Here is a 15,420-nt window from a genome sequence, read left to right as displayed (position 1 = left end):
GAAGCGCCGCATCACCCACGTCCCCGCAACATATCCGCGATCCGCTCCGCGATCATGATGGTCGGCACATTCGTGTTCGCGCACGGAATCGACGGCATCAGCGACGCGTCGCACACATAGAGCCCATCGACGCCAAGCACTGCGCCGCGCGCGTCGCAAACCGCGAGCGGATCGTCCGCCGCGCCCATGCGGCACGTTCCGGACGGATGCCACGTGCCGCCCACCGAACGCGTGACGAAGCGCGTCAGTTCGTCATCGTCGGCGAGTAGTCGATCCAGCGTCACGCCCTGCGTCACCACGCGCCTCACGAGCCACGCCCGCAACGGCCCCGCGATATCCAGCAATGCAGCAAGCAAGCCGCGCTGGAACGCGTTCCACAAGCCCGGCACGGCCACGCTCGCGACGCGCGGCGAATAGCTCGTCGGCAAAACCGTTGCGCGATGCCGCGCCATCAGCGGATCGGCGAGCGTCTCTGCCCCGAAGCGCAGCGCGAGCTTCAGCCGCTCCAGATCGCGCGGATCGGAGAGCATGTTGAAGTCGACGGCGGGCTCGTCCAGCGGATTCGCCGACGTGAGCTTCACGCGCCCGCGCGAGTACGACTTGTTCACCCAGAAGAAGATCGTCCCCAGCCGGTGGCCGACCGAATGCCAGCCCGAGCGCGAAAGAATCGCGCCGTGCATGTCGCCGGGAACGGTGCCGGGCAGGCCCGACGAAAAGCGCACGACGGCTTGTTCGTGATGCTCGTCGGGAAAGGGCGTGCGGGCCGCGGGCGGCAGGAACGCGGAGACCGCAATCGACGGATGCTCCATCAGGTTGCCGCCGACGCCGCCGCGATCCGCGATGACGTCGATGCCGAGCGCGGCGAGATCGGCGGCCGGGCCGATGCCGCTTCGCAGCAGGAGCGCCGGGCTATGAATCGCGCCCGCGCAGACGATCACCTTCGCCGCGCGCAATTCCTTGCGATTCGCGAGGAGCGCGCCAATCGCGCGCTTGCCATCGAATAGCACGCGCTCGACGGCGGTGTCCGTCACGATTGTGAGATTGGTGCGGGCGCGCACGGTGTCGTCGAGATAGCAGACCGAGGTCGGAATACGCTCGCCCGTTTCGCTCACGCCGATCGCGCCGATGAACGTGCCGTCTTCCCACACGCCGTTCTGGTCGTCGCGACGTCGGTGGCCGCGCGCGTCGAGCGTGCCGAGCACCGCGCGCACGAACGGCGAAACGCGCGCCCAGCTCGCGCGCTGCACGCGCAGCGGGCCGCTCGTGCCATGCAGTTCGCCGCCGAAATCGCAATCGGTTTCGAGCTTGCGGAAGTACGGCAGACATGCGGTCCAGTTCCAGCCGTGGGCGCCGAGCGCGTGCCATTCGTCGTAGTCGGCGGGGGCGCCGCGGTTCGCCATCAGCGCATTGATCGCCGAGCCGCCGCCGAGCACGCGCGCCTGCTCGTAGCGGCGCATCGCGGCCGTCGCGCTCATGCGCGCGGTGAGCCGCTGCCAGATGTTAGTGGTGTCGAGATACGCGCGGCCGGGATAGCGGCTGCGAATGGCCGCGGGCATGTCGGCCTGCGAGATGTTGCGGCCGGCTTCGACGAGGCACACAGTCTTGCCGGCGTCTTCGGACAGGCGCGCGGCGAGCACGCAGCCCGCCGAGCCGCCGCCGAGAATCAGATAGTCGATCACGTTCGAGGAATGCGCCGGCGCGCCACGGCGAGCGTTACTGCATGAACTTGAGCCAGCGCGCCTTCGCCTGGACGCCGGCGTCCGACGCCCACCAATCCTCCGACATCAGCGCCTGCTTCGCTGCGTTATCGGGCGAGCTCGGCAGTTCGCTCGCACGCTTCGCGTCGATCTTGCCGGTCTTGAACGCCGCCGGATTGCCCGGGCCGTAGTCGATATAGAGCGGCAGGTTCGCCTGCAATTCAGGCGACACGGCCGCGTCGACGAACTTGATCGCCTCCGGGAGATTCGGCGCGTTCTTCAGCACGCACAACTGCGTGTTCTGCAGGATGCCGTCGTTGAACGTGAAGTCGACGTCGGGATTGTCCTTGCGCACCGCGCTCGCGCGGCCGTTCCAGATCATCGTCATGTCGACTTCGCCGTCGTGCAGCAGTTGCGCCGACTGCCCGCCCGACGTCCACCACACCGTCACGTCCGGCTTGATCTGCTGAAGCTTCTTGAACGCGCGGTCGACGTCGAGCGGATACAGCTTGTCGCGCGGCACGCCATCGGCGAGAAGCGCGGCTTCGAGCACCGTCATCGGGTCGTTGCGCAGCGCGCGCGTGCCGGGGAAGTCCTTCACGTTCCAGAAGTCGGCCCAGCTCTTCGGCACCTTCTTCAGCGTCTTCTTGTTGTAGCCGATGACCGTCGAATAGAACTCGTAAGCCACCGAGTAGGGCGTGCGGTACTTCTCGGGCATCGCGGCCGCATTCGGGATCTTCGAGAAGTCGAGCTTTTCGAGCAGGCCTTCACGGCCGCCGCGCAGACAGTTGGACGTCGGCGTGTCGACCACGTCCCAGATCGGCTTGCCGGTCGCGGCCTGCGCCTTGATCTGCGGCCACGCGTCGGGGATGCTTTCCTGGTTGATGGTGATGCCGAGCTGCTTGGCGGCGGGGTCGAGGATGGCCTTGGTCTGCGCTTCCTGATACGTGCCGCCCTGCGAGACGAAGGTAATCTTCCCGGCGGCAAAGGCGGGCGCAAGGCTCGCGGCGCTCAAAATCAGGAGAGCGGCAAGCGGGCGCAACGTTGGCTTTTTGATCACGACTTTGTCCTCGAGATGGTTATGCGAAAGAGATCGTCGATGTAATGCGGTGTTCGTCGCGCCGCGTCGCCGAATGCGAATGCGGCGACGCAGGGAAGGCGCGCACCGGAGCCTCGGCCCTTCGATGATGCGCCATCAGCAAAAAATATAGTGAGTCAAATTCGCCGCGACAACGCCCGAATTGTTGGAGCGCCCATGACATGAGGTTATGACGGGGCGATGAAGCGGGACTGAATGGTAGCGCGAGTGACAGCCGATTCAAAAACATCACATGAATCGACGAGGGGCGGAGGGCGTGAAGGGATAAGGTGGAACGAGGCCGTTCCACCTTTTAATACAGCGCTATTTCGTCAGGCGGCGGCGTCGAGGTCCATCAGGGCGCGAACGTGCGCCGCCGTACCGCTGGCGAGTCCTTCGAGGCTGTAGCCGCCTTCGAGGATCGAGACGATGCGTCCTTCCGATGTCGCATCGGCGATGCTCATCAGCTCGCGCGTGATCCAGTGGAAGTCGTCGTTTTCGAGGCGCAGGCCCGCGAGCGGGTCCAGGTGATGGGCATCGAAGCCGGCAGAAATGATGATGAGTTGCGGCGCGAATTCGCGGATCGCCGGCAGCATTTCAGCGCCGATGCGGGTACGGAACAGGTCCGAATCGCAGCCGCGCGGCAAAGGCACATTGACGATGTTATGGTCGACGCCCGTCTCGGACGCGGCGCCCGTGCCCGGATAGAGCGGCGACTGATGGCTCGACGCATAGAGCAACTGGGGCCGGCTGAAGAACGCGGCCTGCGTGCCGTTGCCATGATGAACGTCGAAATCGACGACTGCAACGCGTTCCAGCCCGTGCACATCGTGCGCATAGGCGGCCGCGATCGCCGCCTGATTGAAGATGCAAAAGCCCATCGCGCGCGCCGGTTCCGCGTGATGGCCGCACGGGCGCGTCGCGCAGAACACGTTGCGCGCCTCGTCGTTCATCACGGCATCGACGCCCGCGCACGCCGCGCCGACGCAACGCATCACCGCTTCCCACGATCCCGGCGACATGACGGTATCGCCGCCGTCGAGCGGCACGTAGCCTTGCTTCGGCGCGATGTCCGCGATCTCGTCGATGAAGTCGCGCTCGTGAATCAACGCCAGTTGGTCGAGCGTGCCCATCGGCGCTTCGCGCCATTCCAGCGACGAGAACGCCGGCGAACGCAGCGCGCCGAGCACGGCCTTCAACCGTTCCGGCGACTCAGGATGATTCGGGCCAGGCCGGTGTTCGAGACAGGCCGCGTGGGAATAAACAAGGGTGGTGTTCATGAGGGTCGCCTATCGCAGCCGGTGCACGTCCGGCTGTCGTCGCTTTCTGTCGTGTGCGCAGACGGCCTGCTTCCGCGCGCGTCGCGACACGCCAGTCGTTGCGCGCCGCATCGCCGAGCTTAGCGTCCGCCGACTCGCCACGATAGTTAGACAAACTTTGGCACAGCATAGACGATCTCTTATGCGAGACCGAGCGTGCAAAGACGGCCGGCGTTAGCCGAGATCGGCGGATGCGTCGAACTGCATTTCGGCCTGCACCCACTGCGGCGCGCCGCCATCGACGCGTTGCTGCGACAGCGCGCTCGCCTTCACGCCGAGCAGCCGGATGCTGCGATCGAGCGTGACGCGTTTCAGGCATTCGGTCGCGGCGCGCCGGATCGAGGCGCCGTCGGTCACGCCGCGCTCCAGCGTGTGGTCGCGCGTGACCGTGTGGAAGTCGCTGAACCGCACTTTAATGCTGATGCACGCGGACGTGAGATTGCGCCGTTCGAGGTCCTCGGCGAGCCGCATGCACAGCGCGGTGAAACGCTCCGAGAGTTCGGCGCGGTCGCGGCGCGGATGCAGGTCGCGCGAGAAGGTCGTCTCGCGCGACTTCGAGCGCGGCACCGACTCGGTCTCGATCTCGCGCTCGTCGATGCCCGCCGCGATGCGCGTGAGCCAGCTCGCATAGCTCAGACCGAAGTGCTCTTGAAGGAACGCGGGATCGGCGGCGGCGATGTCGCCGACCGTGTGGATGCCGAGCGCCGCGAGCCTGTCGTTTGCCTTCGGGCCGATGCCGTTCACCTTCTTCGCGGCGAGCGGCCAGATGCGTGGTTCGAGGTCCTCCATCGTGAGGAGGGTCAGCCCGTCCGGCTTGTCGAGTTCCGAGCCGATCTTCGCGAGCAGCTTGTTCGGCGCGACGGCGATGGAGCACGTGAGCCCCGTTGCATCGGCGACCACGCGCTTGATGCGTTCAGCGAGCGTGCGCGTCTCGCCGGGCACGTCGGTGAGATCGATGTAGATTTCGTCGATGCCGCGATTCTCGATGCGCGGCGCGACGCTTGCCACCGCGTCCTTGAACAGCTCCGAGTAATGGCGGTACGAATCGAAGTTACTCGGCAAGAGGAACGCGTCGGGAGCGAGTTGCGCCGCCTTCATCATGCCCATTGCGGAGAAGACGCCGAGCTTGCGGGCCTCGTAGGTCGAGGTCGTCACGACGCCGCGGCCCGCGTACTCGCGCAGCCGCACGAAGTGGCGCGTGCCGTTTTCATCGACGGTCGGCGTGGCGCGATGGCCGCCGCCAACGACGACCGCCTCGCCGCGCAACTCGGGATAGCGCAACAATTCGACGGACGCGAAGAACGCGTCCATGTCGAGATGCGCGATACGGCGGGTCGGGGCGCTCATGTCTGGATGTGCCGCGATGCTATTGCGCGACGCTCGACAAGTTCGCGCACGAACGCTGGAAATACGCGGTCGGTACGTTCGGCACATCCTCGGCGAGCCGGTCCAGTTCCTCGCGGATCGAACTCAGATAGTGGCCGTCGCGGGCATCGGCGTCGCCGGCATGGATCGCTTCCAGCTTGCGCCGCACCGCGCCATAACGGGCGCCCGCCGCGCGATGCTGCTCGGCGCGTTCCTCATAGCGCAGGAAGGTCTGGAGCGCGGCGAGCACGGCCGCCACGATGCTCGTCAGCCCGACGACCGCCCGCAGGAACGACGACACCGCCGTCGCGATCAGCGACAGAAAGGCCGACGTGCCGATGAGCGAGGTAATTGCGATGACCGCGATGCCGAGCCAGCGGCCGCGCCGGTGCAGGCGGTCGGCCATGTCGTAATGGCTCGCCTGCGACTCGCGCGCACGGCGGATCCACTTCAGCAGCAACTCGGCTTCGTCGGTGGGCGGGTGATAGTCGGTCGATTGGGTCATGTGTCGATACGCGATGCAGCCTGTTCACGGACCGGCGGTCCGGCAGGATGGATATGGTATCAACACCGGCGAAATCGTGGCGCGCGCTCAACTCCAGTCGTCCATGTCGTGTTTGATGCTATGGCGGTTTGCGATCAGCGTATCGACGCTCGGCTCGTTGTTCATCGCGCGCTGGATCGCGAGTTTGGTCGCCTCGTAGTTCGTGCGGTACATGTCCTTCTTGTCGAGATTCGCGTCCGTCACGCAACGCGGGTCGATCCACACGAGGCTGATGATGCACAAGTCGTTCGCCTGATCCTTCGGCAGGATGCCCTCGATCAGGCAATCGACCACGGCGTCCGCCGTCGCCGACTGCACGACGCCGCCGAACAGTTCGATCGTCGCCATGTCCTTGAGCGTGACCTTCGGGACGATCATCGTCGCGGGGCGCACCATCTGATTGCAGGCGCGGATCGCGAACATTGCCGTGTGGCCCTTGCTCTGCGCCATCATGTTGGCGAAAGCGTGACCGACCGGACCGTCGACGCGGCCGATCAGGATCTCCGGCATGGCGTCGGTCGCCTGTCCGGGCGCGGCGAAGACGGTGGCTTCGCCAGCGCGGAATGTCAGATCGTTACTCATGGTGGCTCCTGTGTCCTTCACGTGCTGCTTCGATGACCCGCTAAAAGAACGGGCAAGCGATGCAAGGACAATGCCAATGACGCAGGCAGCGCACACGACGGCAAGTCGCGAGTCGTCGCGCGCAACAGAGTGTCAGCGAGTCGTGACACATTGGCCGGGCGCGACGAGCGCCAGCGACGCTCGCCGACGCGTCACGTCTCGCGACGTTCAGACCGGATTCGCTTCGACGAATCGCTTGAACGCGGAGTAGGCGGGATTGCGCGAGACGCCGTCCGGGCGGATCAGGCCGTATTTGTCGTCGATGATGCAGTACATCATGATGCACTGGATGTCGTACTTGTCCTTGATCGACTTGTACTGCGTGAGTGCGCTCGTCACGTACTCGGCCGCCGATTCCGGCGAATCCTTCGAACCGGACCAGCCCCATTCGGTCAGCCAGATCGGCACGCCGAAGGAGTCCTTGAGGATCTGAAGCACGTCGATCGATGCGGTTCTGCCGGCGCGTTGAATGTCGTATGAACTCTTGTACCAGTGATAGGTCGTGAAGTCCCAGCGCAGGGCACTCGCACCGCCCGCGCCGTTTTCCGTGCCGTTCGGCGAGATGCCGTTCCACAGCATCTGGAGCGCGCGATAGGCCATCGGAATGCCGACGTTGACGCCGACTTGAATCGACGGATCCACGGCCTTCACGCCGTCGATCATGCCGCGAATCACGCCGCGAAACGAGCCCCAGTGCGCGGGGTTCCAGTCGGCGGAACTGCTGCCGTCACCGTGCATCTTGAGTTGGACATCGAGTTCGTTGCCGCATTCGATGTAGTTGACGAGGCCCTTGAGCGGTCTCGTGCAATCGACGCCCAGCTTGTAGCCGAGCGAATAGGCGGCGGACTCGGAACTCGTGTAGTCCCATCCAGCGGACTGCGCATTGAGCACGGGAAGAATCGATACGCCGCCCGCCTTGAACACGCCGACCAGCAGGCGCGCGAGCGTTTCCGACATGCCGTCGCTTGCCGTGTCCGCACGGTACATCGTGCATCCCAGATCCCTTAACTGCGCGAGCTGCACGGCCGCTGACAAGGTGCTGTAGATGCCTTCGTTCCAGGCGATATGGCCGTTCATGCCATAGAACAGCTTCTGGCCGGTGGCCGCCTTTGCTGTCGCATCGACGCTTGTTGCCGCGCTCGCCGCTTCTCCGTATGTTGATAGCGCGACACTACCGGCGCCGGCCGCCATGAGTGACAGAAATTTCCGACGCGGCAAGCGAGCGCTGGCCTCGTTGTCGATATCGGGGAATTGTTGCTCGTCTGGATAAGGGTTTCGTTTGGACATAGGTAAATGGTCACGGGTTTGATCAGGCGAAAAAAGTATAGTCGGACCGATATGCCTGAACCTGTAACGTCAGGTAACAACATGACCGTTAAGGAAATTGTTCTTGTGTCGTTTGAGATCATTCCCGTGTTTTGCTTTTTATCGAGTGATATGGAATGTATGACCTCGATCGCGCGGGACAAAACGCTCTAATAAGCCCAAAATTCCCGGGAAAAACGAAAAATAAATGCCGCGAGGCTTGCTGAGGCTAAGACTTACCGTCAAGACATTGTCAGTCGGTAATTTCTTAGCGAATTCGATGCATCTTGGTTGAATAGGCAAGAATGCCGTCTTAAGCGGCGGGTTAAATAACCGCGTTGCAGTTATGAAAGGCGCATTGAGTGCGTTCTTAGCTCTAACCGCTAAAGAGCGTGCGTCGGCCTTTAAAGATTTCTCTGATTGATTAAAGCCGCACGCATTCGGCAATACAAGTTAGCTATGCAATGACTTTTCTGACAGCAGCCTCGTCGCTCAGGCGCCGAAGAGTTCGCTGCGCGCCGCGCTGAGAATCGACGCGATCGCCGGATGACTGATGCGCCGCTCGATCGAGATGGAGAAGAACTCCTCGACGATGGTGTCGATATGTCCGACCACGCTGAGAAGATGCTCACGTCTGAGTTGCGCTGCGAGCACGGTCGGCGCGAACAGCACGCCGCGCCCCTCGCGTCCGAACGCGATGGCGAGTGCGCTGTCGTCGAATTCGCCGACGATGCGCGGGGACACGCCCTGTGCCTTCAGCCAGTGATCCAGCTTGCGGCGCACGGCAGACTCGGTGCCCGGCAAGAGCACCGGCATGCCTTCCAGCGATGCCGGGAAATCGCGCTCCGCACGTTTGGCAAGCGACTTCGGCGCAAAGCAACTGAGCGTCGAGCGGCCGAGCAGGTGATTGAACGCCTTGACGTTCACGCCCGGCGGAATCGGCGCATCGGCGACGATCATGTCGAGGCGATGCACGGCGAGTTGCCCGAGCAGCGCATGCAGGTTGCCCTCATGGCAAATCAGCCGTAGCGACTCCGAGCGATTGAGCGCCGGTTCGAGCAGCCGATAGGCGACCGCTTTCGGCACGGAGTCCGCGAGTCCCACGCGTAGCTGCGTCTGCGCGAGCGCCTGATCGCGCTTGACCGCGCTTTCGAGTTCGGCGCCGAGCGAGAAAATTTCGTCGGCGTAGTCGAGCGCGAGACGGCCCGCGTCGGTGACTTCAAGGTTGCGCCCGCTCTTTCTGAAGAGCTTCTTGTCGAGCGCCTCTTCCAGCAGCTTGATCTGCCCGCTCAACGTCTGCGGCGTGATGTGCAGTTGCGCACCCGCGCGCGCGAGACTCCCGGCCCGCGCCGATACCCAGAAGTAATACAGATGCTTGAAGTTCACGATGTCCCTCCGCGCGGACACGAATCATTCGGTTTTATCGAATGAAACAAACAGAAAATACGAGTTTTATATCACACGCTTCTTCGCTACATTGATGCATATCGTAGGCCATATGAAAGGAAACACCGCCATGAAGTGTCCTGTCTGCAAGACACCCGATTTGCTGATGAGCGAACGCGACGGCGTCGAGATCGACTATTGCGCGACGTGCCGCGGCATCTGGCTGGATCGCGGCGAACTCGACAAGCTGCTGGTGCGCATCGAAGAACATGCGGTGGCGGACGGCCGCCGGCATGCGCCGCGCGAGCGCGGCGACTACACCGAACGCGAACGGCGTGCTGACTGGGGCACGCGCGACGAGGGATACCACGGTCACCACGACCGGCGTCACACGCAGAGGAAGAAGAAATCGCTGCTTGGGGAATTGTTCGATTTTGGCTGAGGATCGCCTTCAACCCGAAGCGAGCGATTGAAGCTGGTTTGCTGCATCCCGACCGCCGGCATGTGCCCGGCGGCGGGTCATCGATACGGAGCTGTGTAATGGCAACTGTTATGCAACTGCTGAACGCCAAGACCGATGCGTCGGTTCATACGATCGACGTCGGCGCGAGCGTCTACGACGCCATCGCGTTGATGTCCCGGCAGGGCATTGGCGCGTTGATCGTCACGGAAGGTTCGGCAGTGCGCGGCATCGTGACCGAGCGCGATTATGCGAGGAAAGTCGTGCTGAAGGAGCGGTCCTCGAAGAGCACCTACGTATCCGAGATCATGTCCCGCGCGCTGCGTTATGTGCGGCCGCGACAGACCACCGACGAGTGCATGACGCTGATGAACGAGCATCGCATCCGTCATCTGCCTGTGATCGACGGCGGGCAACTGGTCGGCATGGTGTCGATCGGCGACCTGGTGAAGAACCTGATCGATGAACAGCAGTTCGCCATCGACCAGCTCGAACGCTATGTGAGCGGCGGCAGCCACGATCCAGGGACGTCCACGCTGACGCGGCGCGCGTCGCTGCCGGATGCGTTCGCGACGGCCTTGTCGTGATGACGCGCGTGACGATTGATCGTCACGGATCGGGCCGCATGGGCGGCGTGCCATGCAGCCCGGCCGTTCGGTCCGCCCTGTTCACCAGCTTGCGCGGCTGGAGCCGGGCCAGCACCGCGCCGAAGACCAGCGCGCCCGCGACGCAATAGATTCCCGCGTTCGTGCTGTGCGTAACGACCTTCATCCGGCCGATGATCGACGCGCTGACGAAGCCGGCGGGCGGCCGCCGCTGGCGTTTCGTTGTGCGCCGTTCAGGCGATCGCTTCGTCGACGATCTCGATCCAGTGACGCACCGGCGTGCGCCCGCCCGCGCCGAGATGCGTCTGGCAGCCGATGTTGGCCGTCGCGATCACATCGGGCTGGCCGCTTTCGAGCGCGTCGAGCTTGTTGTCGCGCAGCTTGCGGGCGAGTTCGGGCTGCGTGAAGGAATAGGTGCCGGCCGAGCCGCAGCACACATGCGCGTCGGCAACCGGCGCAAGGTCGAAACCCAGTCGGCCGAGCACGCCTTCCACCGAACCGCCGAGCTTTTGCGCATGTTGCAGCGTGCACGGACAATGGAACGCAACGCGCTGGCTGGCGCGGATCTGCAACTGCTCGAGCGGCGCATCCGCAAAGACTTCGCCCAGATCGCGCGCGACCTCGCTGATGCGACGGGCCTTGTCCGCGTAAAGCGGATCGTCGCGCAACAGGTGGCCGTATTCCTTGACGAACGCCCCGCAGCCGCTCGCGGTCTGGATGATCGCTTCGGCGCCCGCTTCGACCTTCGGCCACCATGCGTCGATGTTGCGGCGTGCGCGCGTCAGTCCCGCTTCCTGCGCGTTCAGGTGATAGTCGGTCGCGCCGCAGCAGCCGGCTTCCGGCGTCGCCTCGATGCTGATGCCGAGCCGGTCCAGCACGCGCGCGGCGGCTGCATTCGTGTTCGGCGACAGCGAGCGCTGTGCGCAGCCTTCGAGCATCAGCATGCGGCGTGCATGACGCGCAGCGGGCCGCGTGCCGGCGAGCGGCGCGCGCTCGGGAATCTTCGCGGCGAGCGCGGCGGGAAGCATGGGCCGCGTCATGCGCCCGGCCTTCAGCAGCGCACCAAAGGTCTTCGCGCGCGGGATCACGTGGCGCAGGCCCGCGCGCAACGCACGCTGCGCGACGGGCCGCTCGACCCGGCGCTCCAGCATCTCGCGGCCGATGTCGAGGAGCGCGTGATAGGTCACGCCCGACGGACACGTCGTCTCGCAGTTGCGGCAGGTGAGGCAGCGGTCGAGATGCAACTGGGTCTTGTCGGTGACCGGCTCGCCTTCGAGCATCTGCTTGATCAGATAGATGCGTCCGCGCGGTCCGTCGAGTTCGTTGCCGAGCAATTGATACGTCGGGCACGTCGCGTTGCAGAAGCCGCAGTGCACGCATGAGCGCAGGATGTCTTCGGCTTCCTTGGCGCGCGGGAGCGCTTTCGCTTCGTCGCTGAGATTCGTTTGCATGATCGTGATTGCTTCAGTAGTCGGAGTACATGCGCCCGGGATTGAAGACGCCGTGCGGATCGAGGCGTTGCTTCAATTGCCGGTGAAAGCGCATCAGCGGCGCGGCAAGCGGATGAAACGGTTCGATGCCCGGCACTCGCGTAAAGCAGCTCGCATGGCCGCCGGCCGCGCTCGCGATCTGCCGGATCGTGGCGGCGGGTGCGTCGCTCTTCAACCATCTTTGCGCGCCGCCCCAGTCGAGCAGCGCGTCGCCCGGCAAGGCGACGAGCGGCGTGTCGTTAGGCAGCGACAAACGCCAGAGCGGGCGCGGATCGTCGAAGAAGGCAAGGCGCTGTTCGCGCAGGGAGGTCCAGAATGCCGGGTCCAGACGCTCGCCGCCGATGCGCTCGAGCGCCGCGTGCACCGAACCCGTTCCGCCTTCGAGACGCACATGCAGCTTGCCGTCGAGATGACATGCGCCGCTCACGGGCAGCGACGCCTTGCGCCATGCCGACAGTTCGCGCATCGCTTCGCTCGCTTCCATCGCGAGCGTGAGGCATCGCGCTTTGCGTGGCTTCGGCAGCACCTTCAGCGAGACTTCCGTGACGAGCCCGAGGCAACCAAAGCTGCCGCCGATGAGACGCGACACGTCGTAGCCCGCGACGTTCTTCATGACCTGTCCGCCGAAGCGCAGATGCTTCGCCTCGCCCGTGATGATCCGGCAGCCGAGGATGAAGTCGCGCACCGAACCCGCCCACGGGCGACGCGGACCCGACAGGCCGCTCGCGACTGCGCCGCCGACGGTCGCCGCACCGCCGAAGGTCGGCGGCTCGCAGGGCAGCATCTGGCCGGCTTCGTCGAGGATCGCGTCGATCTCTGCGAGCGGCGTGCCGGCGCGTGCGGTGATCACGAGTTCGCTCGGATCGTAGCTCACTATCCCGCGATGCGAGCGCGTGTCGATGGCTTGAGCGTCGACGGGGCGGCCGAGGAACGCCTTGCTGTTGCCGCCGCGAATCGAGAGCGGCTGTTTGTCGGCGAGCGCGGATCGAACCTGCTCGACGAGGCGCGCGCTATCGTCGATAGAGAGAGGGTCGCGTCGCATCAGAAGCGCTCCAGTTCGGGAAAGGGCAGCGCGCCGTGATGCACGTGCATCGAGCCGAACTCGGCGCAGCGATGCAGCGTCGGCACGTTCTTGCCGGGATTGAGCAGGCCGTCGGGATCGAAGGCGGCCTTCACTGCGTGGAAGAACGTCAGCTCGTCGCTATTGAACTGCGCGCACATCTGGTTGATCTTCTCGCGGCCGACACCGTGTTCGCCCGTGATGCTGCCGCCCACCTCGACGCACAGTTCTAGGATGCGTGCGCCGATCGTTTCGGCGCGTTCCATTTCGCCGGGCGCGTTGGCGTCGAAGAGGATCAGCGGATGCATGTTGCCGTCGCCGGCATGGAACACGTTCGCGACCCGCAGCCCGTATTGCGCCGACAACGCGGCGATCCCGCGCAGCACGCGCGACAGTTCGCGGCGCGGAATCGTGCCGTCCATGCAGTAGTAGTCGGGCGAGATGCGGCCTACGGCGGGAAACGCGTTCTTGCGGCCCGCCCAGAAGCGCTGACGTTCGGCTTCGTTCGCCGCGAGCCGGATATCGGTCGCGCCCGCCGCGCGCAGGAGCGTCTCGACGCGCTCGCAGTCTTCTTTCACGTCGGATTCGGCGCCATCGACTTCGCATAGCAGGAGCGCTTCGGCATCGACCGGGTAGCCCGCGTGAATGAAGTCCTCCGCCGCGCGGATCGCGAGGTTGTCCATCATTTCGAGGCCGCCGGGAATCACGCCCGCGCCGATGATCTGCGCGACCGCATCGCCGGCCTTTTCAATGTCGTCGAAGCTCGCGAGCAGCACCTTCGCGCTCTGCGGCCGGATCAGCAGCTTCACCGTGACTTCGACCACGATGCCGAGCATCCCTTCGGAGCCGGTGATGAGCGCGAGCAGGTCGAAGCCGGGCGAATCGAGCGCCTCCGAGCCGAGCGTGAGCCGCTCGCCGTCGATGGTCACGATCTCGACCTTCAGGATGTTGTGGACGGTCAGCCCGTATTTGAGGCAATGCACGCCGCCCGCATTTTCCGCGACATTGCCGCCGATCGAACACGCGATCTGCGACGACGGATCGGGCGCGTAATAGAGGCCGTGAGGCGCAGCCGCCTGCGAGATCGCGAGGTTGCGCACGCCTGGCTGCACGCGCGCGATGCAGGCTTCGGCATCGACTTCGAGGATGCGGTTGAAGCGTGCCATCACGAGCAGGATGCCTTTTTCGAGCGGCAGCGCGCCGCCCGAAAGCCCGGTGCCCGCACCGCGCGCAACGACCGGCACGCCGTGCGCATGCGCGTATTTCAGTAGCGCCTGAACTTCTTCGACGCTGCCGGGCAGGGCGACGAGCATCGGCGTGATGCGATAGGCGGACAGGCCGTCGCATTCGAAAGGACGCAGCTCTTCGTTCGTATGCAGAAGCTGAAGGTGGGGGAGCAGCGACTGCAGATCGCGCACGATCGCGGCTTTGTCGTGATCGCGAAGCGGGCCGTCGAGCTGCTCGTCGTAGGCGTAGGTCATGCATTGTCTCCGGTGGGGCCGCGGTTTCTTGTGAGCTTCGGATGCCGCGCGTCTTTCGAATTGTTCCGGGCCGAAATGGCGCTGTCGAATCGTTTTTCAGTGGTAATACCAGTTTTTTCAGCAAGGTTGTTCGGGGAAAATCGAGCGAATCACAGGCGCATGGGGCTGTTGCGCGAACGACGGCTCGCGTCCATGCTACGATCGGACGGTGGTAATACCAGTGGCGGACGTCATGGAAGAGACAGGACACGCAGGGAAACGGCAACTGGCAGACGTCGTCGCCGAGCGCATCGAGAAATTGATCGTCGATGGCGTGCTGAAGCAGGGGCAGACGCTGCCGTCCGAACGGCGCCTGACGGAAAAGCTGGGCGTATCGCGGACCGCGCTTCGCGAAGGCCTCAAGATCCTGCGCGCGCGCGGACTGATCGAGACATCGCAGGGCAAGGGCTCCTTCATTGCCAAGCTGACGGCCGAGCCGGCCCAGACGCCGATGATGCATCTGCTCGGCTCGCAGCCGCGCACGCTCTACGATCTGCTCGAAGTGCGCGAGATGCTCGAAGCGGAATCGGCGCGGCTGGCGGCGCTGCGCGGCACGCCCGCGGACTACATCCTGATTACCCGCCGCTACGACGAAATGGTGGCCGCGCATCCGCAGGAAACCGACGCGTCGACCCACGCGCGGCTCGATCATGCGTTCCATCTCGCGATCTGCGAGGCGTCGCACAATCCGGTGCTCGTGCACACGCTCGCGACGCTGAACGATCTGATGCTGAGTTCGGTGTTCGCGTCGGTGAACAATCTGTATCACCGCGAGGCGCAGAAGCGGGTCATCGACCGGCAGCACGCGCGGCTCTTCAACGCGGTGACGGGCAAGCTGCCCGAGCAGGCGCGCCGGGCCGCGAGCCAGCACATCAAGCGCGTGCGCGAGAGTTTTGCGGAGATCGAGCAGGAGGAACAGCGGCTCGTCAGGTCGACGTTGCGGCTCGAAGGATGGGGCTAACGCGGCGGC

The 15,420-nt window shown here is 64.6% G+C and carries 15 protein-coding genes; 3 read left to right on the top strand and 12 right to left on the bottom strand.

Annotated elements, in window-relative coordinates; all coding sequences use genetic code 11:
* Positions 1 to 11: 11 nt before the first annotated feature.
* The 8 genes from QCE48_RS23990 to nhaR all read right to left on the bottom strand — a co-directional run bounded on the left by QCE48_RS23990 (position 12) and on the right by nhaR (position 9,315).
* Entirely contained in the window at positions 12 to 1,679 is a 1,668-nt protein-coding gene (locus tag QCE48_RS23990; RefSeq protein ID WP_309782705.1) for a GMC family oxidoreductase N-terminal domain-containing protein, read from the bottom strand.
* Positions 1,680 to 1,713: 34 nt separating this feature from the next.
* The gene (locus tag QCE48_RS23985) at positions 1,714 to 2,757 is read right to left on the bottom strand and encodes an ABC transporter substrate-binding protein (RefSeq protein ID WP_309782704.1); all 1,044 of its coding nucleotides are present in this window, start codon (positions 2,755 to 2,757) and stop codon (positions 1,714 to 1,716) included.
* A gap of 350 nt (positions 2,758 to 3,107) precedes the next feature.
* Complete coding sequence (locus QCE48_RS23980) at positions 3,108 to 4,055, bottom strand: histone deacetylase family protein (RefSeq protein WP_309782702.1); 948 nt, start codon at positions 4,053 to 4,055, stop codon at positions 3,108 to 3,110.
* Between the two features lie 213 nt (positions 4,056 to 4,268).
* Positions 4,269 to 5,441: a DNA polymerase IV gene (gene dinB / locus QCE48_RS23975; RefSeq protein WP_309782701.1), complete on the bottom strand. Its 1,173-nt coding sequence runs from the start codon at positions 5,439 to 5,441 to the stop codon at positions 4,269 to 4,271.
* Between the two features lie 19 nt (positions 5,442 to 5,460).
* Entirely contained in the window at positions 5,461 to 5,964 is a 504-nt protein-coding gene (locus QCE48_RS23970; protein ID WP_309782700.1) for an SLATT domain-containing protein, read from the bottom strand.
* Positions 5,965 to 6,051: 87 nt separating this feature from the next.
* Entirely contained in the window at positions 6,052 to 6,585 is a 534-nt protein-coding gene (gene fae / locus QCE48_RS23965; RefSeq protein WP_309782699.1) for a formaldehyde-activating enzyme, read from the bottom strand.
* Between the two features lie 207 nt (positions 6,586 to 6,792).
* On the bottom strand, positions 6,793 to 7,815 hold the full coding sequence (locus QCE48_RS23960) for a glycosyl hydrolase (RefSeq protein ID WP_309782698.1): 1,023 nt from the start codon (positions 7,813 to 7,815) through the stop codon (positions 6,793 to 6,795).
* Between the two features lie 606 nt (positions 7,816 to 8,421).
* Positions 8,422 to 9,315, bottom strand: a complete 894-nt coding sequence (nhaR, locus tag QCE48_RS23955) for a transcriptional activator NhaR (RefSeq protein ID WP_309782697.1) — start codon at positions 9,313 to 9,315, stop codon at positions 8,422 to 8,424.
* 130 nt (positions 9,316 to 9,445) lie between these two features.
* Here nhaR and QCE48_RS23950 point away from each other — a divergent pair, with 130 nt between their 5' ends.
* Together QCE48_RS23950 and QCE48_RS23945 are read left to right on the top strand one after the other, a co-directional pair.
* Entirely contained in the window at positions 9,446 to 9,757 is a 312-nt protein-coding gene (locus QCE48_RS23950; RefSeq protein WP_309783769.1) for a zf-TFIIB domain-containing protein, read from the top strand.
* A 98-nt stretch (positions 9,758 to 9,855) separates the two neighbouring features.
* A complete protein-coding gene (locus QCE48_RS23945) occupies positions 9,856 to 10,362 on the top strand; it encodes a CBS domain-containing protein (RefSeq protein WP_309782696.1) in 507 nt (168 codons plus the stop codon).
* A 22-nt stretch (positions 10,363 to 10,384) separates the two neighbouring features.
* Here QCE48_RS23945 and QCE48_RS23940 read toward each other — a convergent pair whose 3' ends face one another.
* The 4 genes from QCE48_RS23940 to glcD form a co-directional block, all read right to left on the bottom strand.
* Positions 10,385 to 10,546 carry a hypothetical protein gene (locus tag QCE48_RS23940; protein ID WP_309782695.1) on the bottom strand — a complete coding sequence of 54 codons (162 nt, stop codon included), beginning with the start codon at positions 10,544 to 10,546 and terminating at the stop codon, positions 10,385 to 10,387.
* 67 nt (positions 10,547 to 10,613) lie between these two features.
* Complete coding sequence (glcF, locus tag QCE48_RS23935; RefSeq protein ID WP_309782694.1) at positions 10,614 to 11,831, bottom strand: glycolate oxidase subunit GlcF; 1,218 nt, start codon at positions 11,829 to 11,831, stop codon at positions 10,614 to 10,616.
* Positions 11,832 to 11,844: 13 nt separating this feature from the next.
* Entirely contained in the window at positions 11,845 to 12,912 is a 1,068-nt protein-coding gene (gene glcE, locus QCE48_RS23930; RefSeq protein ID WP_309782693.1) for a glycolate oxidase subunit GlcE, read from the bottom strand.
* Positions 12,912 to 14,411 (bottom strand): glycolate oxidase subunit GlcD, encoded by a 1,500-nt coding sequence (gene glcD, locus QCE48_RS23925; RefSeq protein ID WP_309782692.1) that lies wholly within the window; start codon positions 14,409 to 14,411, stop codon positions 12,912 to 12,914. Before glcD ends, glcE begins: the two co-directional genes overlap by 1 nt.
* A 232-nt stretch (positions 14,412 to 14,643) precedes the next feature.
* On the opposite strand from glcD, the gene glcC reads away from it, so the two are divergent.
* A complete protein-coding gene (glcC, locus tag QCE48_RS23920) occupies positions 14,644 to 15,411 on the top strand; it encodes a transcriptional regulator GlcC (protein ID WP_309782691.1) in 768 nt (255 codons plus the stop codon).
* Positions 15,412 to 15,420 lie beyond the last annotated feature (9 nt).

The sequence above is a fragment of the Caballeronia sp. LZ024 genome, from assembly GCF_031451455.1.
GTDB lineage: Bacteria > Pseudomonadota > Gammaproteobacteria > Burkholderiales > Burkholderiaceae > Caballeronia > Caballeronia telluris.
The sequence above is the reverse complement of the archived record's forward strand: the minus strand, read 5'-3'. Positions and strand labels throughout refer to the sequence as shown.